22 protein-coding genes are annotated in these 17,317 nt (G+C 72.0%); 12 read left to right on the forward strand and 10 right to left on the reverse strand.

From position 1 onward, the window contains the following. Positions 1–80 precede the first annotated feature (80 nt). Both MTR79_RS31200 and MTR79_RS31205 read left to right on the forward strand, forming a co-directional pair. A complete protein-coding gene (locus MTR79_RS31200; RefSeq protein ID WP_244792639.1) occupies positions 81–1,343 on the forward strand; it encodes an SLC13 family permease in 1,263 nt (420 codons plus the stop codon). A 350-nt stretch (positions 1,344–1,693) separates the two neighbouring features. After that, a complete protein-coding gene (locus tag MTR79_RS31205; protein WP_244792641.1) occupies positions 1,694–2,368 on the forward strand; it encodes a M23 family metallopeptidase in 675 nt (224 codons plus the stop codon). A 76-nt stretch (positions 2,369–2,444) separates the two neighbouring features. On the opposite strand, the gene MTR79_RS31210 is transcribed toward MTR79_RS31205, so the two are convergent. The 5 genes from MTR79_RS31210 to MTR79_RS31230 form a co-directional block, all read right to left on the reverse strand. After that, positions 2,445–2,753: an XRE family transcriptional regulator gene (locus MTR79_RS31210; protein ID WP_143636928.1), complete on the reverse strand. Its 309-nt coding sequence runs from the start codon at positions 2,751–2,753 to the stop codon at positions 2,445–2,447. Next, entirely contained in the window at positions 2,750–3,130 is a 381-nt protein-coding gene (locus MTR79_RS31215) for a type II toxin-antitoxin system RelE/ParE family toxin (RefSeq protein WP_128126835.1), read from the reverse strand. Before MTR79_RS31215 ends, MTR79_RS31210 begins: the two co-directional genes overlap by 4 nt. A gap of 195 nt (positions 3,131–3,325) precedes the next feature. Then, the gene (locus tag MTR79_RS31220; protein WP_086699604.1) at positions 3,326–3,511 is read right to left on the reverse strand and encodes a DUF397 domain-containing protein; all 186 of its coding nucleotides are present in this window, start codon (positions 3,509–3,511) and stop codon (positions 3,326–3,328) included. Beyond that, a complete protein-coding gene (locus MTR79_RS31225) occupies positions 3,508–4,386 on the reverse strand; it encodes a helix-turn-helix transcriptional regulator (RefSeq protein ID WP_093768703.1) in 879 nt (292 codons plus the stop codon). Before MTR79_RS31225 ends, MTR79_RS31220 begins: the two co-directional genes overlap by 4 nt. A 117-nt stretch (positions 4,387–4,503) precedes the next feature. Then, on the reverse strand, positions 4,504–4,869 hold the full coding sequence (locus tag MTR79_RS31230; protein ID WP_086699601.1) for a VOC family protein: 366 nt from the start codon (positions 4,867–4,869) through the stop codon (positions 4,504–4,506). A gap of 95 nt (positions 4,870–4,964) precedes the next feature. On the opposite strand from MTR79_RS31230, the gene MTR79_RS31235 reads away from it, so the two are divergent. The 5 genes from MTR79_RS31235 to MTR79_RS31255 all read left to right on the forward strand — a co-directional run bounded on the left by MTR79_RS31235 (position 4,965) and on the right by MTR79_RS31255 (position 9,031). Further along, positions 4,965–5,963 (forward strand): YafY family protein, encoded by a 999-nt coding sequence (locus MTR79_RS31235; RefSeq protein ID WP_086699609.1) that lies wholly within the window; start codon positions 4,965–4,967, stop codon positions 5,961–5,963. Positions 5,964–6,204: 241 nt separating this feature from the next. Further along, positions 6,205–7,080, forward strand: coding sequence for a helix-turn-helix domain-containing protein (locus MTR79_RS31240; protein WP_244792643.1), 876 nt, complete (start codon positions 6,205–6,207; stop codon positions 7,078–7,080). Positions 7,081–7,126: 46 nt separating this feature from the next. Further along, positions 7,127–7,711: a hypothetical protein gene (locus MTR79_RS31245; protein WP_086705027.1), complete on the forward strand. Its 585-nt coding sequence runs from the start codon at positions 7,127–7,129 to the stop codon at positions 7,709–7,711. After that, positions 7,708–8,640, forward strand: a complete 933-nt coding sequence (locus MTR79_RS31250; protein WP_086705026.1) for a hypothetical protein — start codon at positions 7,708–7,710, stop codon at positions 8,638–8,640. Before MTR79_RS31245 ends, MTR79_RS31250 begins: the two co-directional genes overlap by 4 nt. A gap of 43 nt (positions 8,641–8,683) precedes the next feature. Next, on the forward strand, positions 8,684–9,031 hold the full coding sequence (locus MTR79_RS31255) for a hypothetical protein (RefSeq protein WP_086705025.1): 348 nt from the start codon (positions 8,684–8,686) through the stop codon (positions 9,029–9,031). 30 nt (positions 9,032–9,061) lie between these two features. Here the strand turns inward: MTR79_RS31255 and MTR79_RS31260 are convergent, their stop codons facing one another. Then, on the reverse strand, positions 9,062–9,214 hold the full coding sequence (locus tag MTR79_RS31260) for a hypothetical protein (protein WP_244792645.1): 153 nt from the start codon (positions 9,212–9,214) through the stop codon (positions 9,062–9,064). 155 nt (positions 9,215–9,369) lie between these two features. Continuing rightward, positions 9,370–10,296 carry a DUF3027 domain-containing protein gene (locus MTR79_RS31265; protein WP_086705023.1) on the reverse strand — a complete coding sequence of 309 codons (927 nt, stop codon included), beginning with the start codon at positions 10,294–10,296 and terminating at the stop codon, positions 9,370–9,372. A gap of 367 nt (positions 10,297–10,663) precedes the next feature. On the opposite strand from MTR79_RS31265, the gene MTR79_RS31270 reads away from it, so the two are divergent. From MTR79_RS31270 to MTR79_RS31285, 4 genes are all read left to right on the forward strand, one after another. Further along, complete coding sequence (locus tag MTR79_RS31270) at positions 10,664–12,094, forward strand: MFS transporter (protein ID WP_086705022.1); 1,431 nt, start codon at positions 10,664–10,666, stop codon at positions 12,092–12,094. Positions 12,095–12,176: 82 nt separating this feature from the next. Further along, complete coding sequence (locus MTR79_RS31275; RefSeq protein WP_086705021.1) at positions 12,177–12,638, forward strand: DUF2771 domain-containing protein; 462 nt, start codon at positions 12,177–12,179, stop codon at positions 12,636–12,638. A 23-nt stretch (positions 12,639–12,661) separates the two neighbouring features. Continuing rightward, the gene (locus MTR79_RS31280) at positions 12,662–13,351 is read left to right on the forward strand and encodes a futalosine hydrolase (RefSeq protein ID WP_244792647.1); all 690 of its coding nucleotides are present in this window, start codon (positions 12,662–12,664) and stop codon (positions 13,349–13,351) included. Next, positions 13,348–14,205 carry a 1,4-dihydroxy-6-naphthoate synthase gene (locus tag MTR79_RS31285; RefSeq protein WP_244792649.1) on the forward strand — a complete coding sequence of 286 codons (858 nt, stop codon included), beginning with the start codon at positions 13,348–13,350 and terminating at the stop codon, positions 14,203–14,205. Before MTR79_RS31280 ends, MTR79_RS31285 begins: the two co-directional genes overlap by 4 nt. Before the next feature lie 57 nt (positions 14,206–14,262). Here the strand turns inward: MTR79_RS31285 and MTR79_RS33660 are convergent, their stop codons facing one another. Beyond that, positions 14,263–14,646: a cold-shock protein gene (locus MTR79_RS33660; RefSeq protein WP_048460072.1), complete on the reverse strand. Its 384-nt coding sequence runs from the start codon at positions 14,644–14,646 to the stop codon at positions 14,263–14,265. A gap of 163 nt (positions 14,647–14,809) precedes the next feature. Here MTR79_RS33660 and MTR79_RS31295 point away from each other — a divergent pair, with 163 nt between their 5' ends. Continuing rightward, positions 14,810–15,085, forward strand: a complete 276-nt coding sequence (locus MTR79_RS31295) for a hypothetical protein (RefSeq protein WP_086705019.1) — start codon at positions 14,810–14,812, stop codon at positions 15,083–15,085. Here MTR79_RS31295 and MTR79_RS31300 read toward each other — a convergent pair. Both MTR79_RS31300 and MTR79_RS31305 read right to left on the reverse strand, forming a co-directional pair. After that, positions 15,067–15,726, reverse strand: a complete 660-nt coding sequence (locus MTR79_RS31300; RefSeq protein ID WP_189366855.1) for a haloacid dehalogenase-like hydrolase — start codon at positions 15,724–15,726, stop codon at positions 15,067–15,069. The two genes, MTR79_RS31295 and MTR79_RS31300, sit on opposite strands and share 19 nt — an antisense overlap. A gap of 486 nt (positions 15,727–16,212) precedes the next feature. Continuing rightward, entirely contained in the window at positions 16,213–17,220 is a 1,008-nt protein-coding gene (locus MTR79_RS31305; RefSeq protein WP_244792651.1) for a hypothetical protein, read from the reverse strand. Positions 17,221–17,317 lie beyond the last annotated feature (97 nt).

Here is a 17,317-nt window from a genome sequence, read left to right on the forward strand (position 1 = left end):
GCCCTGATCTGCGTGAGGTCGAAGGTACCGCTCCGCGACACCCCGGGGACGCGGTGTCCGGGAGGCCGCCCGTCGAGTGGATGATCAGCACTGTGCTGCTCGAGTCGCTGTCCGTCGCCGCGCTGGCCGTGGTGCTGGTGTGTGCCGTCGTCCGTCCCTTCCGCTGGCCGGAGGCGGCGTTCGCGGTGCCCGCCGCCGGGGTGGTGGTCGCGACGGGCGCGATCACCACGGACGCCGTGTGGGAGGAGGCGGAGCGGCTCGGCCCGGTGATCGGATTCCTCGCCGCCGTCCTGGTGCTGGCCAAGCTGTGCGACGAGGAGGGCCTCTTCCACGCGTGCGGCACCTGGATGGCCCGCTGGTCGCGCCACCGCCCGCGCCGGCTGCTGGGCGCGGTGTTCGCGCTGGCGTCGCTGATCACGGCGGTGCTCAGCCTCGACGCGACGGTGGTGCTGCTGACGCCGGTCGTGTTCGCCACCGCGACCCGCATGGGCGCCCGCCCCGCCCCGCACGTGTACGCGGGCGCGCACCTGTCCAACACGGCGTCCCTGCTGCTGCCGGTGTCCAACCTGACGAACCTGCTCGCGTTCACCGCGACCGGCCTGACCTTCACGCGGTTCGCGCTGCTGATGCTGCTGCCGTGGCTGGCGGCGATCGCCGTGGAGTACGTCGTCTTCCGCCGCTTCTTCGCCGCCGACCTCGCGGCGGGACCCACCGCGCCGGACACGGCGGACGACCCGGTGGAGATGCCGCTGTTCGCGCTGGTCACGGTGGCGGCGACGCTCGCCGGGTTCGCGGTGACGTCCGCCGTCGGGATCGACCCGGCGTGGGCGGCGGCGGCCGGGGCGGGCGTGATGGCGGTACGGGCCCTGACGCGCCGCCGTACCAGCGTCGTCCGGCTGCTGCGTGCCGTGGACCTGCCGTTCCTGGCGTTCGTGCTGGCGCTGGGCGTGGTCGTGCGGGCGGTGCTGGACCAGGGTCTCGGCGACGCGCTGGACGCGGTCCTGCCCGACGGCACCGGGCTGCTGTCCCTGCTGGCGGTCGCCGCGCTGGCGGCCCTGCTGGCCAACCTGATCAACAACCTGCCCGCCGTGCTCGCCCTGGTCCCGATGGCCGCGCCGTCCGGCCCCGGCGCGGTCCTCGCGGTCCTGCTCGGCGTGAACATCGGCCCGAACCTCACCTACGCGGGCTCGCTCGCCACCCTGCTGTGGCGGCGCATCGTCCACCACCACGAGCACGAGGTGAGCCTGGCGCGCTTCACCCTGCTCGGGCTGGCCACGGTCCCGGCCGCGCTCGTGGTGTCCACGGCCGCCCTCTGGCTGTCGCTGGAACTGTTCGGCACCTGAGCAGCGGCCCTGCGGCGCCGAATACGGAGACCCACGCCACATTCACGTAAGGCCCTCGGTGACATGCTCCACAGGGCCCGACGGGTGTACTACCCGGAATAGTGAAGAAATGCCCGATTTCAAATCGGACATAAAGGGCATTAGCCTGACCGATCGGCTTGAAATGGCGGTTTTGCCCCTTCTGAGGGGCTCCGTCAAGAGACGTGCATCTCATGCCCTATGTACGACGTTTCGTCGTAGGTCACACCTTTGCGGCATTTGGCCGGGGGCGGTTACCAAGGAACAGCCATCACGGCACGGACCCCGTTCCGCCGATGGCATCCCCCCGTCCCCTCCCCCATGAGGTTTCGATGTTCGAGCGCGTCACGTCCCGTTTCCCCCGCATGACCGTCACCCGCACCCGCGCCGCCGTCATGGCAGCCGGTCTGGGCTCCACGGCCGTCCTGGGAGCCGGGGTCGCGGTCGCCGCCTCCGGCAACTCCGCCGCGTCCGGCACCGCCACGTCGGTCCAGGCGCAGGCCGCCGCACAGGCCGAGGCCGCGAAGACGCAGGCCGTGAAGTCCTCCGCGGTGAAGAAGGCGACCGAGGCCGCCAAGAAGTCCACCGCGTCCTGGGTCTCCCCGGTCAAGAGCTACAAGCTGTCCGCGAGCTTCGCCCAGAACGGCGGCATGTGGGCCTCCAAGCACTCCGGCCAGGACTACGCCGTCCCGACCGGCACCCCGGTCGTCGCCGCCCACGGCGGCACGGTCGTCAAGGCCGGCGGCAACGGCGCCGGTGACGGCCCCGCCTACGGCAACGCCGTCGTGATCAAGCACGGCAACAAGACGTACTCCCAGTACGCCCACCTGTCGTCCGTGAACGTGAAGGTCGGCCAGGTCGTCAAGACCGGCCAGAAGATCGCCCTGTCCGGCAACACCGGCAACTCCAGCGGCCCCCACCTGCACTTCGAGATCCGCACCACCCCGAACTACGGCTCCGCCGTCGACCCGGCGAAGTTCCTGCGCGCCAACGGCGTCTCTCTCTGACACCGGGCCCCGCAACCCCCCGCACGCGCCCCCGAGGCGGCCCCCGGCCGCCTCGGGGGTTCGTCGTAGCGCCGGATCAGGCCGCGTATCCCTCGAACCGGAACTCGGGACTGCTGCGAGGGTCGATCCGGGCACCGGCTTCCAGTGCCGTGGCCAGTCGTTCGATCAGTTCCAGCGTGGGCTCGACACTGCTCTCCTCGATGGCCTCGACGTCCTCCTCGGAGAGCTCAGCACGCCGGGCGAGCTCCGCGGTGGACCAGCCGAGGACGGATCGCCGGTCGTACACGGCCTGGGCGAAGTCCATGCGCCGGCCCGCAGCGCGGTACGCCGGGTCCTCACGGTGCTCCGACGGCACTTTCCAGCTCGTGTGGTACCCGCTGCTCATCGCGCCTCCTCGTCCCTACCGTAGACGGCGTGCTCACCGGCCGGAGAGTGCTCCGCCTCGCACAGTTTCCTCGCTCGCTGGGCTCTCAGCACTTCGTCTCTCTCACGCATTCTGGTCTTACGGAAGACGGTGAGGAGGACGGCTCGTCGGCCGGGGGCGAACCAGTAGGTGACGCGCACCGGCCCGATCCGCAGCTCTCTGAGCCCGTCACCGAGGTGACTGGCCAGCGGGAACGGCAGCGCGGGCCCCTCTGTGGCCAGCCGGTCCGCGAACCGTTCGGCGGCTCGGTAGTCCGGGAGCGGAAGAGTCTCCAGCCATGCCCGGACCTCCGGCTCGACTTCGATGACGTAGAGATCCTGTTCCGGCGATGCCGACATGGCCGTTCCGTTCGGGGAGCAGGGCGGTTGGTGATGCATACGGCATCCACACAACCGGCCGACCGGCCATCCCAGGGTCGGAACTCACCCAGGTTCACGCCATCGGGTGCTGACCAAGCCGACAGACCTGGAAGGCGGCCCCCGGCCTGGACGACCCGGTCCGCCTGCTGCTGGAGCGGGCGGACCGGAGCGCGGTCAGTCGCCGGACACGTACGGCAGGAAACGCGCCCACGCAGCCGGGGCGAAGGCCAGCCGAGGGCCGGCGGGGTCCTTCGAGTCGCGGACGTGGACGGTACGAGGGGTGAGGGCAAGTTCGACGCAGGAGTTGCCGTCGTTGCCGCTGCTGTAGCTGCTCTTGAACCAGTTGAGCTCGCTGCTCATGTTTCTCCCAGCAGTTGTCCGATGAAGGTCAGCGTTTCGCGCGGAGACAGCGCTTGGGCTCGGATGGTTGCATACCGCAGTTCGAGAACACGTAGGTGTTTCAGCTCAGTTGTCGGCCGACCACAGAACGCGCCGTCGGAGCGGCCGACCGCTGTCCCGTCCGCGAACTTCAGCAGCTCGATCCTGCCGTCCATGCCGGAGTGCGACTCGCAGTCCAACGGCATGACTTGAAGCATCACGCTGTGCAGGCGCGCCACCTCCAACAGCCGCTCCAACTGCCGTCGTTGCACCATTCTGCCGCCGATGGGTCGCCTCAGCGCCGCCTCTTCGAGGACGAAGCTCAGCGCGGGCGCGGGCGAGCGGTCGAAGACCGACGCCCGGGCGACGCGCGCCGCAACCATGCGTTCGACCTCGTCCGGTGAGTACGGCGGCTGCATGGCCTCGAACAGGGCTTTCGCATGCTCGGGCGTCTGCAACAAGCCGTGGATGCTGTGGCTCTCGTAGATGCCGATCTCCACCGCCTGCGCCTCGAGCTTCGCTAGCGCACGCACCTTTTTCGGATAGCGGACCTTCTTGACGTCCTCCCACGCGGCCGACAGGAGGCCCCCTGCCTCCAGCACCTCGTCCGCCCGGTCCAGGAACTCCTGGCGCGGAATCCGCTTGCCGCTCTCGATCTTGTAGATCATGTCCTCGCCGTAGCCGACGGCCCGCCCGAAGTCGGGCACCCGCAGGCCCGCCGCCTCACGGCGCAGCTTGATCTGGCGGCCCACGGTCGTGATGACCGCGACGCCCCACTCGTCGTCGGGATCGACCTCCCAGCCCGGCTCGTCCGCCTCGCCCTCGACCCGGCCCGACTCCGCCTCCACCGCCGTCATCCCGCACCTCTCCCTCGGAACCGTCCGTGACGCACACGCGCCTACCGGCACCAACGGCGGATACGGTCCCGACGGCTACGGACAACTCCCGGACAGTGACCGGACACACACGTTCCGTCAGCGGGAGAAGAAGTTGAGGAGGTTGCCGTCGGGGTCGCGGAACAGCAGCGAGCGGTTGCCCCACGGCATGGTGGCGGGGCCGTTGACGACGTCGGTGAGGACGTCGGCCAGTTCCTTGTGGACGCGGTCCACGTCGTCGACGACGAACTCGACGATCGCGCTGTGGTTGTCCGCCGGGCGGGCGGAGCCGGGGGCGAACATCCGGACGGTGGCGGTGCCGGCGATCGCGAGGGTGGCGCCGTCGGTCCTCACCTCGGCGAAATGCTCCGTGGCCCAGGTCGCAGACACGCCCAGGACGCGTTCGTAGAAGGCGACGAGGCGGGCCACGTCGGCGGTGATGACACGGACGGATGCGAACTGCATGGGGAGACTCCTCGGCCGTACGGATGGCGTGCTCGGCCGACCGTAGGAGCAATAGCGGACAGAATCCGCCCGGTATCCGCACTAGCTTGGTGCCCGTGCCCCGACCCGCCGCCCGTGTGCTGACCCTGCTGGAGCTGTTGCAGTCGGGCGGCACCCGCACGGTGGCCGAACTGGCCGACCGACTGGGTGTGGACGGACGCACCGTGCGGCGGTACGTGGGCCAGTTGATCGACCTGGACGTACCGGTGGAGTCGGTACGCGGACGCTACGGCGGCTACCGGCTGGGACCGGGCTACCGGGTGCCGCCGCTGATGTTCGGCGACGAGGAGGCGCTGGCGGTGCTGCTCGGCCTGGTCGCCGGGCGTGGGGCGGGGCTGACGGCGGCGCAGCGCACGGCGAACGAGACGGCGGCGGCGAAGATCCGGCGGGTGCTGCCCCGGCACCTGACCCGGCGACTGGATGCCCTGCTGGAGTCCCTGTCCTTCACGGAGGGGCCCGGGGAGTCCGCGAGCCCGGACGCGGGAGTGCTACTCACCCTGGCCGACGCGGTGCACCACCACCGGCCGGTCTCGGTCCGCTACGCCGACCGCGAGGGGCGGCACGGCGACCGCACCCTGCACCCGTACGGGATCGTGGTGCACGGGGGCCGGTGGTACGTCACGGGCAGGGACGCGGACCGCGACGAGGACCGTACGTTCCGGCTCGACAGGATCGCCGGCGCACGCTCCCTGCCCGGCTCGTTCGAGGCGCCTGAGGGTCCGGACCCGGCGGAGCGCGTGGTGACGGGCTTCGCGACGGCCGCGTACCGGTACGAGGTGGCCCTGCGCGTGCAGGCGACGCCCGAGCATCTCCGCGCCCACCTGCCCGCGACGGTCGCCACCCTGGAGGAAACCGAGCCGGGGTGGCTGCGGGTGGAGGTGCGCGCGGAACGCCTGGACTGGCTGCCGTCCGTCCTGGCCGCCCTGGATCGCCCGTTCGTCATCGACCACCCGGCCGAACTCCGCGCCCTGATGCGCGACTTCGCCGCCCGCCTAGCGGCATACGCCCATCGGACCGGCCCGACCACCGCTGAGCCACCGGAACCCGGGACTTGATGCTCCGGTGCCGTCGGCGCCTTACCAAACAAGAACTTGGGGGAAATCACCCCACCAAGCCCCACCCCTCCCGCCCGAGGCGCGCGATCACTCGGGCGGGTGAACATCACCCGCTCAACTGGATTTTCGAGCCCCGGACGCCTCTACGCTCAGCGCACACACCCCGAAAAGACTTCGGCCCCCGCCGGGACTGGCATCCCGGTGCGAGGGCCTGACCACCAAGGAAGAATGAGGCTTCCCGATGGGTACCCAAAACCCTAGCGCGCCCCCGCGCGCCCAGTCAGCCCTCACCGGCAATCCGGCCCGATCGCGCCACCACACCGGCGGCGTCATCCACGAGAACACCCGCCACACCACCCGCTTCGTGGTGATCGGCAACCACCTCACCCAGCACAAAGAGCTCTCGCTTCTCGCGATCGGCCTCGGCTGCCACATCCAGTCGCTCCCCACCGGCACCCCCGCGGACATCAAGAGCCTCGCCTCCCGCTTCAAGGAAGGCACCACGCGCATCGCCGCCGCCCTGCGGGAGCTGGAGACCCACGGCTACCTCCGCCGCGAACGCGTCCGCACCGCCACCGGCCGGATCATCACCCGCACCATCTCCTGCAACCAACCCGGCCACCGGCGCGAGCCGGCCGACACCGGCTGCCCCACACCGCCCCGGACCGCGCACAGGCCGGAACCCCGCCCCCGCAAAGCCCTCCCCGCCGTCCCTCAGCCCACCCAGGCCGCCGCCACCGCCCTCCACCAGCAGGCCACCGACCTCCTCACCGGCCTGCGCCGCCACGACCCCCGCCTCCTCCTCTCCGCCACCGACACCGCACACCTCGCCCCCGGCGTCATCGCCTGGCTCGAACGCGAGGTCACCCCCACCACCGTCCGCCACGCCCTCACCACCGACCTCCCCGACGACCCCCTCCGCCGTCCCGCCGCCCTCCTCGCCCACCGCCTCACAGCCCAGCTGCCACCCCCACCCCCGTACCGCACCCCGGCCGGTCCCCCACCACCGCCCCGCCACCGGCTGCGTAACTGCGACGGCTGCGACCACGCCTTCCGCGCCCCCGAAACCGAGACCCACTGCGGCAACTGCCGTACAACAGATCCAGGTCGCCTCTAACCTCGAACACGGGCGCTTCCGCGCCCGCCGCTGCCTCAGGACTCACGTGCTGCCATCCTTCACCGCCTCCGGGTTCCTCCCCCAGGGCCGCTACTCGGTTTCCTTCCAAGCCGCGCAGTCCATGCTGGTCAGTGCTCCGGAGTTCAGAGACTCCAGCACCCGGTGGGATCTATGGGCCGGACTGCACCGCTATCTCAACCGATTCCTCACCCTGGAGGAGGCATACCGAGACGATCTCAACGGCCTCCCCCTCATCCACAGGCTGTGGCTCGGCGGCAGCTTCATCAGTACGAAACTCGACCCTCGCAACATCGACGCCACCCTCCTGATCGACATCCGGGCCGAGCGGGCGGTACGCGGCAGGCCGGGCTCAAGATGGCTGACCGACGCGTTCAAGAGCCGCGACAGCATCAAGCGGAAGTACGGGGTCTCGCCGGTCAGAGTCGGCTACCAGCCGGTCGGCCACGTCTTCCGGCCTGAGCACATGACCGCCGAGGAACGGACATACTTCATGCAAAGAGGGGTGTGGGACGACTGGTGGCAGCGCTGCCGGCTGCCCGGCCAGGCGGATCGCTCCCCGTCCGAGGCCAGTGCCATTCCGGCACGTGGATACCTGGAGGTGCGACTGTGACTACCGGCGACAGCTGGCGCGAGCACTGGCGCGCCCTCCGCGAGGATGATCCGAACGCCGACTGGAACGCTCGTCGGCTGCTGGAGGAGATGGGAACGGAGGATCGCAGCGACGACGAGGTCGAGGCCGATCACCGGGCGAGCCGACTCGCCGCAGCACGGGAGTACGAGCCGAACGCGCACCTCGACGAAGAGTTGCGGCTTCGGCTCACCGGGCCGGACACCGAGGGCGGCGCCCTGCGCTTCCAGTGGGGTGACGCTCTCCTCGATCCCGTGGAGAAAGCCGTCTCCGCCGCGGCGGGGACCCCAGTGCAGCTGGAGCTCACCGGCCTCTCCGCGGGCAGCACCGTGATCCACGCCCGCCCCGTCGCCGCGGCGTACGGGCCTGACGAGCCGGTCCTGGACGCTCCCGCCACCTCCGCCACCAACACCGGCATGCAGACCTTCACCAGGCTCCTGGACGCGCTGGAGTCCGAGGAAGACGTCCGAGAGTGGTCCCGACTCTTCGACTCGGTGGACACCGTGGCCCGCGCGCTGGACAAGTACACGCTGGAACTGAACGTGACCTGGTACGACGCGGACGGCGGCGTGCGCAGCGCCCGGCTCGGCGAACGCGGCCGGCGATACGTCCACCGTCTCCGCGAGACCCGGTCCCGCGACCAGGAGATGACCATTTCCGGCCGCATCACGGAACTGCGGGAGAGCGGCTGGGTCAAGGTGAAAACGGGCACGGCGAAGAACGCTCCCGCCTACGACGTCCACTTCGAGGAACCCGAAACCTTGCTCCGCATGCGTCCCGGCCTCGGGGACAACGTCCACTTCCGGGTCCGATTCAGGCAGCGCCTGGACGCCGTCGGCATCGCGCGGGCCACCGAGTACACGTACCTGGGACCGGCTGCGGAGCAGGTCCCGCTGCCACTGGATCCCTGACCGGGCCTCTGTGCACCCCCCTTGAACTAGGAGAAGGACGCTCATGGGCACTCGGTCCGAGCACGGGCACGAGCTGGTTCCCCATCCCGAGCAGACCCCCGACGCCCTGCGGGCCGCCCTCGCCGTCGTAACCCCCAAGCGCCTGCCCGAGATGCAACGGACGAAGGACGACGCCTTCGCCAAGGCCGTGGAGTGGCGGTCCCTCAGCCCGGTACGGAGCTGGGTACTGGCCTGGGCGCGGGACATCGAGATCGCCCGCCGTCCCGACCTCGCCGCCCGTCACGCCCGCGCCAGGAGCAACCTGGAACACGAGGACGCGGCGACCGCTCGGGAAGCCTTGCGCGAACTGAGCGCCGTCCTGGACGAGGCCATGAAGGCGGTACGCGCCTGAACTCGCTCCACCGGTGGAGCCGGTGGAGTGCTACCCCCGGTCCGGAAAGCGTGACACGCCGAGCAGGAGGGTCCCGGTCAGGAACAGGCAGACGCCGATGGTGAGGAGGTACGCCAACGCGTCACCCACCGGGACGAAAGCGAGCACGCCCGTGAGACAGAGCAGGCCGCTCCCGGTGAACACGAGGCCCAGCCCATGCGGCACGGGCCGCAGGACGCCGGCCCGCTCCCAGATGGATCCACCCGGTGCGCAGCCCGGCGACCCCACCCCACACCAGGGCCAGGCAGAAGGAGGCGAAGGCCCCCGACACCACCCACCTCATCACGCTGCCGGTGTGCTCAGGAATGCCCCAGATCCGCCGACGACGCGTCCTCCGTGGCCGGGACCGAGCCGGAGTCGGGGGACGGGCGGAGGGGGAAGGGGTCGACGCGGGTCTCGTCGATGACCGGCGGAGCCGGCTGCGGGGGCTTCGGCATGACCGCGGCCTCCGAGTGCCCGCCGCAGCCGTAGGCGAGGGAGACGACCCGGCCGTCGGCCGGGGAGAACTCGTTGGCGCACACGCCGAACGCCTGGCCCAGCGAGCCGCCGATCGGGGCGAGGAAGCCGCAGGACATGCAGGAGGCGGGGGCCGCCTGCGCCATCGGGGTCTTCGGGCCGAACGCCTCCTCCCAGCGGTCGGCCGCGGCGTGCAGACCGTAGCGGGAGAGGACGCGGGCGCGGCGCATGCCCAGTTCCTCGGCGACCGCGGCGATCGTGCCGCGGGACGGGGTGACGGTCTGCTCTGCGGGGGTGCCGCCGGTGACCTCGGCGTCCTCGGCGTCCGCGAGGTCCGCCAGGTCCTCGGTGAGCGCCGAGTTCGGCGGCGGCTCCTCCGCGCCGGTGTAACCGGGCTCCAGGCGCAGGTCGTCGGCCTCGGTGGGCAGCAGGTCGCCGGGACCCATGTCGCCGGGGCGCAGCCGCTCGCTCCACGGCACCCACTCGGGTGCCAGGACGGCGTCGGGGCCGGGCAGCAGGACGACCTCGTCCACCGTGACGATCTTGGCGCGGGAGGCGCGGGCGACGGTGACGGCCCAGCGCCAGCCGCGGTAGCCGAGCTCGCGGCACCCGAAGAAGTGCGTGACGACGCGGTCGCCCTCGGAGACCATCCCCTCGTGCTCGCCCAGGACCCCGGGCGCGGCGGCCTCCTCGGCTGCGGCGCGGGCGAGGTCGACGGCCTCGGCGCACAGACGGTCGGGGGTGCGGCTTCGCGTTGTCGCTGCGCTCACAGGTATCGCTTCTCTCCTACGCCGTCTCACAAGTGCGCCACTCCCAGCGCGGGGGGCGGACGGAGCGGACCGGGGGACCGCGTCGACGTCCGCGCCGCATCGTGCTCGGGCGCGCCCACCATCCATTCTGCGGGATGGCTGAGATACGCACGCTACCTGCTCGCGTGCGCTGGGCCTACACCGACGGTTGTTACGGAACGGCGCGCGCCGGTTTGTCGGGCGCCGACGGGCGGCGGCGGGCGGGCGACGGCGGACGTCCGCGGACCCTTCGTCCGCACCCCGGCGCGTTCGGCCGTACAGCGGCACCGGAGGCCCCGTCCCCGGTGTAACGGCACTACGTACCGCCATCTCGGGGCACTATGACGTCGTGGCTACCGCGAGGACACCCCAGGGCGCCACCGGTACCGGTGGGCCCTCGGGGGAGAAGGGACGCGGCCGGCGCCTCGGCTCGGTCCGGGCGGGCGGCCGTCTCGGTGCGCTCGGCCGGGCACTTCGCTTCCCCGTGACCGGAACCGCCCGCGGCATCCGCAAGGCGACCCACGCGCACGGCGCGGGCGAGTCCGGCCTCGGCAAGCTGATCGAACTGCACGGGGTGAACGGCGCGGGCGACGTGATGATCACCGTGGCGCTGGCCTCCACCGTGTTCTTCTCCGTCCCCACCGACGAGGCGCGCGGGCGCGTCGCCCTCTACCTGGCCATCACGATGGCGCCGTTCACGCTGCTCGCCCCGGTCGTCGGCCCGCTGCTGGACAGGCTGCCGCACGGCCGCAGGGCCGCCATGGCGGGCGCGATGCTCGCACGTGCGCTGCTCGCGCTGGTGCTGACCGGCGCGGTGGTCAGCGGCGGCCTGGAGCTGTACCCGGCGGCGCTGGGCGTCCTGGTGGCGTCCAAGGCGTACGGGGTGGTCAGAAGCGCCGTCGTGCCGCGACTGCTGCCGCCCGCCTTCTCCCTGGTGAAGGCGAACTCGCGGGTGACCCTCGGCGGGCTGCTCGCCACCGGCATCGCCGCGCCGATCGGCGCGGGGCTCCAGCAGATCGGGCCGCGCTGGCCGCTGTACGGGGCGTTCGTGCTGTTCGTGACGGGCATGCTGCTGTCGTTCCGGCTGCCGGCGAAGGTGGACTCCGCCAAGGGCGAGGCCGTGGCGCTGCTCGCCGCCGACGAGCGGCATCTGCACGGCCCGCACCGCAAGGTCGAAAAGCCGGGACTGCGCACGGTCGGCCCTGCGGTCACCCACGCGCTGGCCGCCAACGCCTCCATCCGCTGCCTCACCGGCTTCCTCATCTTCTTCCTGGCGTTCCTGCTGCGCGAGCACCCGATGACGGGCCAGAGCGCGGCGGTGTCGCTGGGCATCGTCGGCGTGGCGGCGGGCGCGGGCAACGCGCTGGGCACGGCGGTCGGGGCGGGGCTGCGGTCCCGCGCACCGGAGATCATCATCGTGACGGTGGTGGCGGTGGTGCTGGGGGCCGCGGTCACGGCGGCGGTGTTCTTCAGCGCGGTGCTGGTGGCGTGTCTCGCGGCGGTCGCCGGGTTCGCGCAGGCGCTGGCCAAGCTGTCGCTGGACGCGCTGATCCAGCGGGACGTGCCGGAACACGTGCGGACGTCCGCGTTCGCCCGGTCGGAGACGCTGCTCCAGATGTCGTGGGTGCTGGGCGGCGCGATCGGCATCGCGATGCCGCTGATCGGCGGTCTGGGGCTCGCGGTGGGCGCCGCGATCGTCGGCACGGGCTGGCTGACGACGATCCGCGGGCTGCTCCGTTCGGCCCGTCAGGGGCACACGGGACGCCCGCGAGTGGCGTAACCGGGGGCCACGCCGTACCCCACGTGGCGGACGGTGCACACCTGCCCGATAGCCTTCCGCCATGACCACGTTGCAATCCGCTGTGCGACGCCGCCGCGCCGTCGCCGCCGCCGGCGCCGTATCCGCCGGACTGCTCGTCCTGTCCGCCTGCGACAAGCCCACGGCGATGGCCACCGTCACGGTGGGCAGCGACTCGGTGAGTTCCGAGGCGACCTGCGGTGGCGAGGGCAAGGCCCTCACCACCGAGGTTCTCAACAAGTGCCTCCAGGACAAGGACATCGACGAGATCGAGGTCGATCCGCTGGAGACCGTCCGCTTCGGCGTCGACCCGGAGATCGCCGACAACAGCTGGACGATCCTGCTGAACGGTCAGCCGCTGGTCGATCCCATGAAGAACAACACCTACCAGTCCATCCCGGGCAGCGTGTTCTTCAACGCCCAGTACGGCGCCCAGGGCGACTCGACCCTGGTGTCGATCAAGGAGGGTGGCGAGAACGAGGCCACCGGTCTGTGGTCCTTCCGGCTGAAGAAGGACGAGGGCTGATCACGTCCCTCGCACGCGTTCTCGTGGCCACCGCGGTCCCCGCCGAGCGGGACGCGGTGGCCGAGGCGTTCCCGGGGCCGGTGCGGGAGCGGGAACTGCCCGGCGCGGTCGTGCACGAGACCGCCGGCGGACCCGCCCTGCTCGCCGCCGGGGTCGGCCCGGCGCTCGCCGCCGCGTCCACGGCCGTCGCACTGACCGCCGCCGCCCTGGAGGGCCGTCCCTACGGCCTCGTCGTCTGCGCGGGGATCGGCGGCGGCTTCGCGCCGCACGCGCCCCTCGGGTCCCTCGTCGTCGCCGACGCGATCACCGCGGCGGACCTGGGCGCCGAGACGGCAGAGGGATTCCTGCCGGTGACCGAGCTCGGCTTCGGCACCGTCACCCACCACCCGCCCGCGTCCCTCGCCGAGGCGGTCGCCGCCGCGTCCGGCGCGCGCACCGGCACCGTCCTCACCGTGTCCACGGTGACCGGCACCGCCGCCCGCGCGGACGCCCTGCGCGCCCGCCATCCCCGCGCCCTCGCCGAGGGCATGGAGGGCTTCGGCGTCGCCGAGGCCGCCGCCGCGCAGGGCGTGCCCGTCCTGGAGGTACGGGCGGTCTCGAACCCTGTCGGCCCGCGCGACCGCGCCGCCTGGCGCATCGGCGACGCCCTGAACGCCCTCACCGAGGGCTTCGGGAAGCTCGCGCCCGTACTGGAGAGTTGGAACACGGCATGACCACCAGTGAGCAGCAGCGGCTGCGCATCGCCTACTCGCCCTGCCCGAACGACACCTTCGTCTTCGACGCCCTCGCCCACGGCCGCGTGCCGGGCGCGCCCGCCCTCGACGTCACCTTCGCCGACATCGACATCACCAACGGCATGGCCGAGCGCGGCGAGCTGGACGTGCTGAAGGTGTCGTACGCGGTGCTGCCGTACGTCCTCGACGAGTACGCGCTGCTGCCCTGCGGGGGCGCCCTGGGGCGGGGCTGCGGGCCGCTGGTGCTGACCCGGGAGCCGGGCGTGGACCTCACGGGCCGCACGGTCGCGGTGCCGAGCGAGAAGTCGACCGCGTACCTGTTGTTCCGGCTCTGGGCGGCGGACGTCGTCCCCGGAGGTGTGGGCGAGATCGTGGTGATGCCGTTCCACGAGATCATGCCCGCCGTACGGGACGGGAAGGTCGACGCCGGTCTCGTCATCCACGAGGCGCGCTTCACGTACCGGAACTACGGGCTGCACAAGCTCGCGGACATGGGCGAGCACTGGGAGAACACCACCGGGCTGCCGATCCCGCTCGGCGCGATCCTCGCGCGGCGCGCGCTCGGCGAGGAGACGCTGACCCGGCTCGCGGACTCGGTCCGCGCGTCCGTGCGGGCGGCCTGGGACGACCCGGAGGCCTCCCGCCCGTACGTGATGGAGCACGCCCAGGAGATGGACCCGGCCGTCGCCGACCAGCACATCGGGCTGTACGTCAACGAGTTCACCGCCAACCTCGGCGACGACGGCTACGCGGCCGTGCGCGGGCTGCTCACGCGCGCGGCGGCCGAGGGGCTCGTGCCTCCCCTCGGCCCGGACGCGCTGCGGTTCCCGTGACGGGGGTCCGGCCCGTGCCGGGGTCCTCCCGTGCGGGGTCCCTCCCGTGACGGGGGTCTAGACGTCGAGCTGGTCGGCGACCGCGCGGAGCAGTCCGGCGATCTTCTTGCCGGCCGCGCGGTCCGGGTAACGGCCCCGCTCCAGCGACGGCGTGATGTTCTCCAGCACTGTCGTGAGGTCCTGCACGATCGAGGCCAGCTCGTCGGGCTTCTTGCGCTGGGCGGCCGCGACCGACGGGGTCGGATCCAGGATGGTCAGGGAGAGGGCCTGGTCGCCTCGCTGCCCGGCGACCACGCCGAACTCCACGCGCTGGCCCGGCTTCAGGGCCTCGACTCCGGCGGGGAGGACCGAGGAATGCACGAAGACGTCACCGCCGTCGTCACGGGAGAGAAAGCCGAAGCCCTTCTCCCCGTTGAACCACTTGACCTTGCCGGTAGGCACGTCTGTCCTCGCCCTCGTACTCGTCGGGAAAACTGCATGGAAAACGGCTCTTGATAGCACTCGGGCGGGCCCGATGACCCGCCGGTACCAAGGCTAATGGTCTTCGGGCCGGTGACAAGACGTCACCGCGTCGTTCCCTCGCGCAGGGAACTACCCTGGTCCGGTGCGTGACAAAACCCAAGCGAATTCCGCCCAGCCCGGTGACGGTCTGGTCCGTGCCGGCGCTCTCGTCTTCTTCGCCGGCGCCGTGGCCACTCTGGTCACGGTCGCCCCGCTGTTCCTCGGAACGACGCCCTTTCCGACGTACATGTTCGGATTGAGCATGCTCATGGGCGTCGGATTCGTCATCGCCGGTGCGGGCGTACTGCGTTCCGCCGCCGCGGGGCGACGGCGGGACCGGGCCGCTCGTGCGGTTTCCGGTCAGTTGTCCGAGCAGTAGTCCGAAAACCAGCGGGGGAATTCCGTCAGATCGGTGAGGACCGTGTCCGCGCCGGCCTCCCGGAGTTCCGCCGCGTCGCACGGTCCGGTGGCCACCGCGACCGACACCGCGCCCGCGGTGCGCGCCCCGCGCACGTCGCCGGTGTGGTCGCCGACGTACACGGACGCGCCGTGCTCGCGCAGCGCCAGCGCCTTCTGCTCGGCCCACAGGTCGCCGATCACCGCGTCCGGCTCGATGCCGAGGTGCGCGAGGTGCAGCTTGGCGTTGGGCTCGTACTTCGCGGTCACCACGATCGCCCGCCCGCCCCGCGCCCGCACGGCGGCTATCGCGTCCCGCGCTCCGGGCAGGGCGAGCGTCGGCGTGATCGCGTACTCGGGGTACATCGCCCGGTACAGCTCCGCGACCTCCTCGACCCGCTCCGGCGGGAACCAGTTCACCAGCTCGTCCACCAGCGGAGGCCCCAGCCGGCTGACGGCGAGATCGGCATCGACGTAGGTCCCGGTCCGCTCGGCCAGAGCCACGTAACAGGCCCGGATCCCGGGCCGCGAGTCGATGAGCGTCATGTCGAGATCGAAGCCGACGGTAGGAGCGGCGGTCCTGCCGGACGGGGCGGGCGGGGCGGGCGGGGTCACGTTGGCCATGCGCGCCATTGTGCGCCACGCCTCTCCGGGTCCGGCCCGCCGACCAGCATCGCGACCGGCGCGCGGCGCCTTTGCAGCGGCGGGTGCGGGCGGTCCGTGGCTGGTCGCGCAGTTCCCCGCGCCCCTGAGGGCGCAGCCGCCACGGCCGCTGAGAGGTCCCCGGGAGCGATGGGGGCAGGAGGACGCGTGCGGCACCCCCGCAGCGGCGGGTGCGGGCGGTCCGTGGCTGGTCGCGCAGTTCCCCGCGCCCCTGAGGGTGCTTTCGTCACCGCCGCTGAAAGCGCCCCACCGCCAACCGCGGGCATCCGTGCCCCTCAAGCGCCTCAAGGGCCTGGGAGGTGCCCCCAGGGCGGCACGGGTGGGCACAGCGACACCCCCGCAGCGCCGGTGCGGGCGGGCTGTGGCCGGTCGCGCAGTTCCCCGCGCCCCTGGAGGGCGCAGCCGCTGCGCCGGATGCGCGGATGCCCCAGCACTCCGGAACACCTCTCAGCGTTGCCGCTGTGACCGCCACACCAAGAACAGCGACGACGTCACCGCCGCCGTGCGGATCACCCACGGCCATGTCTCCGTGAGAGCCACGTTCATCTGTCCCTCGGCGATGGGGGCGCCCCATCTCCCCACCGCGCGCCCCCACAGCCAGACCATCCCCCCGATCAGCGACAGCCCTGGCAGGACGACCACCGCCGCCTTGACCTCCCCCGGCGTCAGCCGGCGCGAGGCGTACGCGATCAGCCACCCCAGGATCAGCGCGAACCAGTTCCCCAGCACAGCACCCACGACCAGCGACGCAGCAGCGATCAGCAGCAGCGGATTGCTCCACCGCCGGGACGGCAGCCGCATCAACCTCCGCCGCCCGGGGGCGGGAACCTCCTCGGCCGCCTCCACCGCCTCGGCAGCGGGCGGCGTCTCGGCCGTCGGCTCCTCCTTCGACGCCGGCCGCTTCAGAAGCTCGGGGATCTCCACCCCGCCCACAAAGCCCGGCACCTCGTCCCCCACCCCGAAGGGACTGCTGTCCACCCGCCACCAGTCGGGCTGACTCCCGCTGTCGCCGACCTCGTCGAGACCGGCCCGGTGCGGGGGCGACGGCACGTCGGCCGGGGCGGCGGGCGGAGCCGCGGGCTCGGGCGTGGACGACCGAGGCCGGGGAACGACCTTCCGGAACACCCCGCCCGCCTTGCCCACCGGCTGCACGGGAACACCCGCCGGCCGCTCCTCCGACGCGCCCGGCGCGGATCCGGATGCGGGTCGCGACGCGGAACCGCCCGTCGAGCCCTCCGCCTTGGAGACCACCTCCGTCGGCGTCCCCATCCGCGCGACGATGCGCCGCACCGCCGCCGGCGAGTCCACCACGGCCTTGGCACGGCGCCGGTCGATCTCGTCACGCAGCTCCGCGACCAGCCGCATCCGCGCCGCCGACGGCAACTGCCGCTGTTGGGCCACGTCGCCGACGCGGCTCAGATACTCGTAGACGACCTGGTCGCTCTCGATACCCACGAAGTCCCCTCCGGGACGGATGCGTCGGGACACCGTCGCCCGACGGTACCGCGAGTGCGGCGACCCGGCCCAACTGCCGGCACGCCACGGACGTACC

It is taken from the genome of Streptomyces sp. BJ20 (assembly GCF_022869105.1).
Classification (GTDB): domain Bacteria; phylum Actinomycetota; class Actinomycetes; order Streptomycetales; family Streptomycetaceae; genus Streptomyces; species Streptomyces griseoincarnatus.

Bases quoted from the DNA above. Each gene is read 5' to 3' on its own strand.
- MTR79_RS31200 (WP_244792639.1), top strand. From the start codon at position 81: ATGATCAGCACTGTGCTGCTCGAGTCGCTGTCCGTCGCCGCGCTGGCC.
- MTR79_RS31205 (WP_244792641.1), top strand. From the start codon at position 1,694: ATGTTCGAGCGCGTCACGTCCCGTTTCCCCCGCATGACCGTCACCCGC.
- MTR79_RS31210 (WP_143636928.1), bottom strand. From the start codon at position 2,753: ATGAGCAGCGGGTACCACACGAGCTGGAAAGTGCCGTCGGAGCACCGT.
- MTR79_RS31215 (WP_128126835.1), bottom strand. From the start codon at position 3,130: ATGTCGGCATCGCCGGAACAGGATCTCTACGTCATCGAAGTCGAGCCG.
- MTR79_RS31220 (WP_086699604.1), bottom strand. From the start codon at position 3,511: ATGAGCAGCGAGCTCAACTGGTTCAAGAGCAGCTACAGCAGCGGCAAC.
- MTR79_RS31225 (WP_093768703.1), bottom strand. From the start codon at position 4,386: ATGACGGCGGTGGAGGCGGAGTCGGGCCGGGTCGAGGGCGAGGCGGAC.
- MTR79_RS31230 (WP_086699601.1), bottom strand. From the start codon at position 4,869: ATGCAGTTCGCATCCGTCCGTGTCATCACCGCCGACGTGGCCCGCCTC.
- MTR79_RS31240 (WP_244792643.1), top strand. From the start codon at position 6,205: ATGGGTACCCAAAACCCTAGCGCGCCCCCGCGCGCCCAGTCAGCCCTC.
- MTR79_RS31255 (WP_086705025.1), top strand. From the start codon at position 8,684: ATGGGCACTCGGTCCGAGCACGGGCACGAGCTGGTTCCCCATCCCGAG.
- MTR79_RS31285 (WP_244792649.1), top strand. From the start codon at position 13,348: ATGACCACCAGTGAGCAGCAGCGGCTGCGCATCGCCTACTCGCCCTGC.
- MTR79_RS31300 (WP_189366855.1), bottom strand. From the start codon at position 15,726: ATGGCCAACGTGACCCCGCCCGCCCCGCCCGCCCCGTCCGGCAGGACC.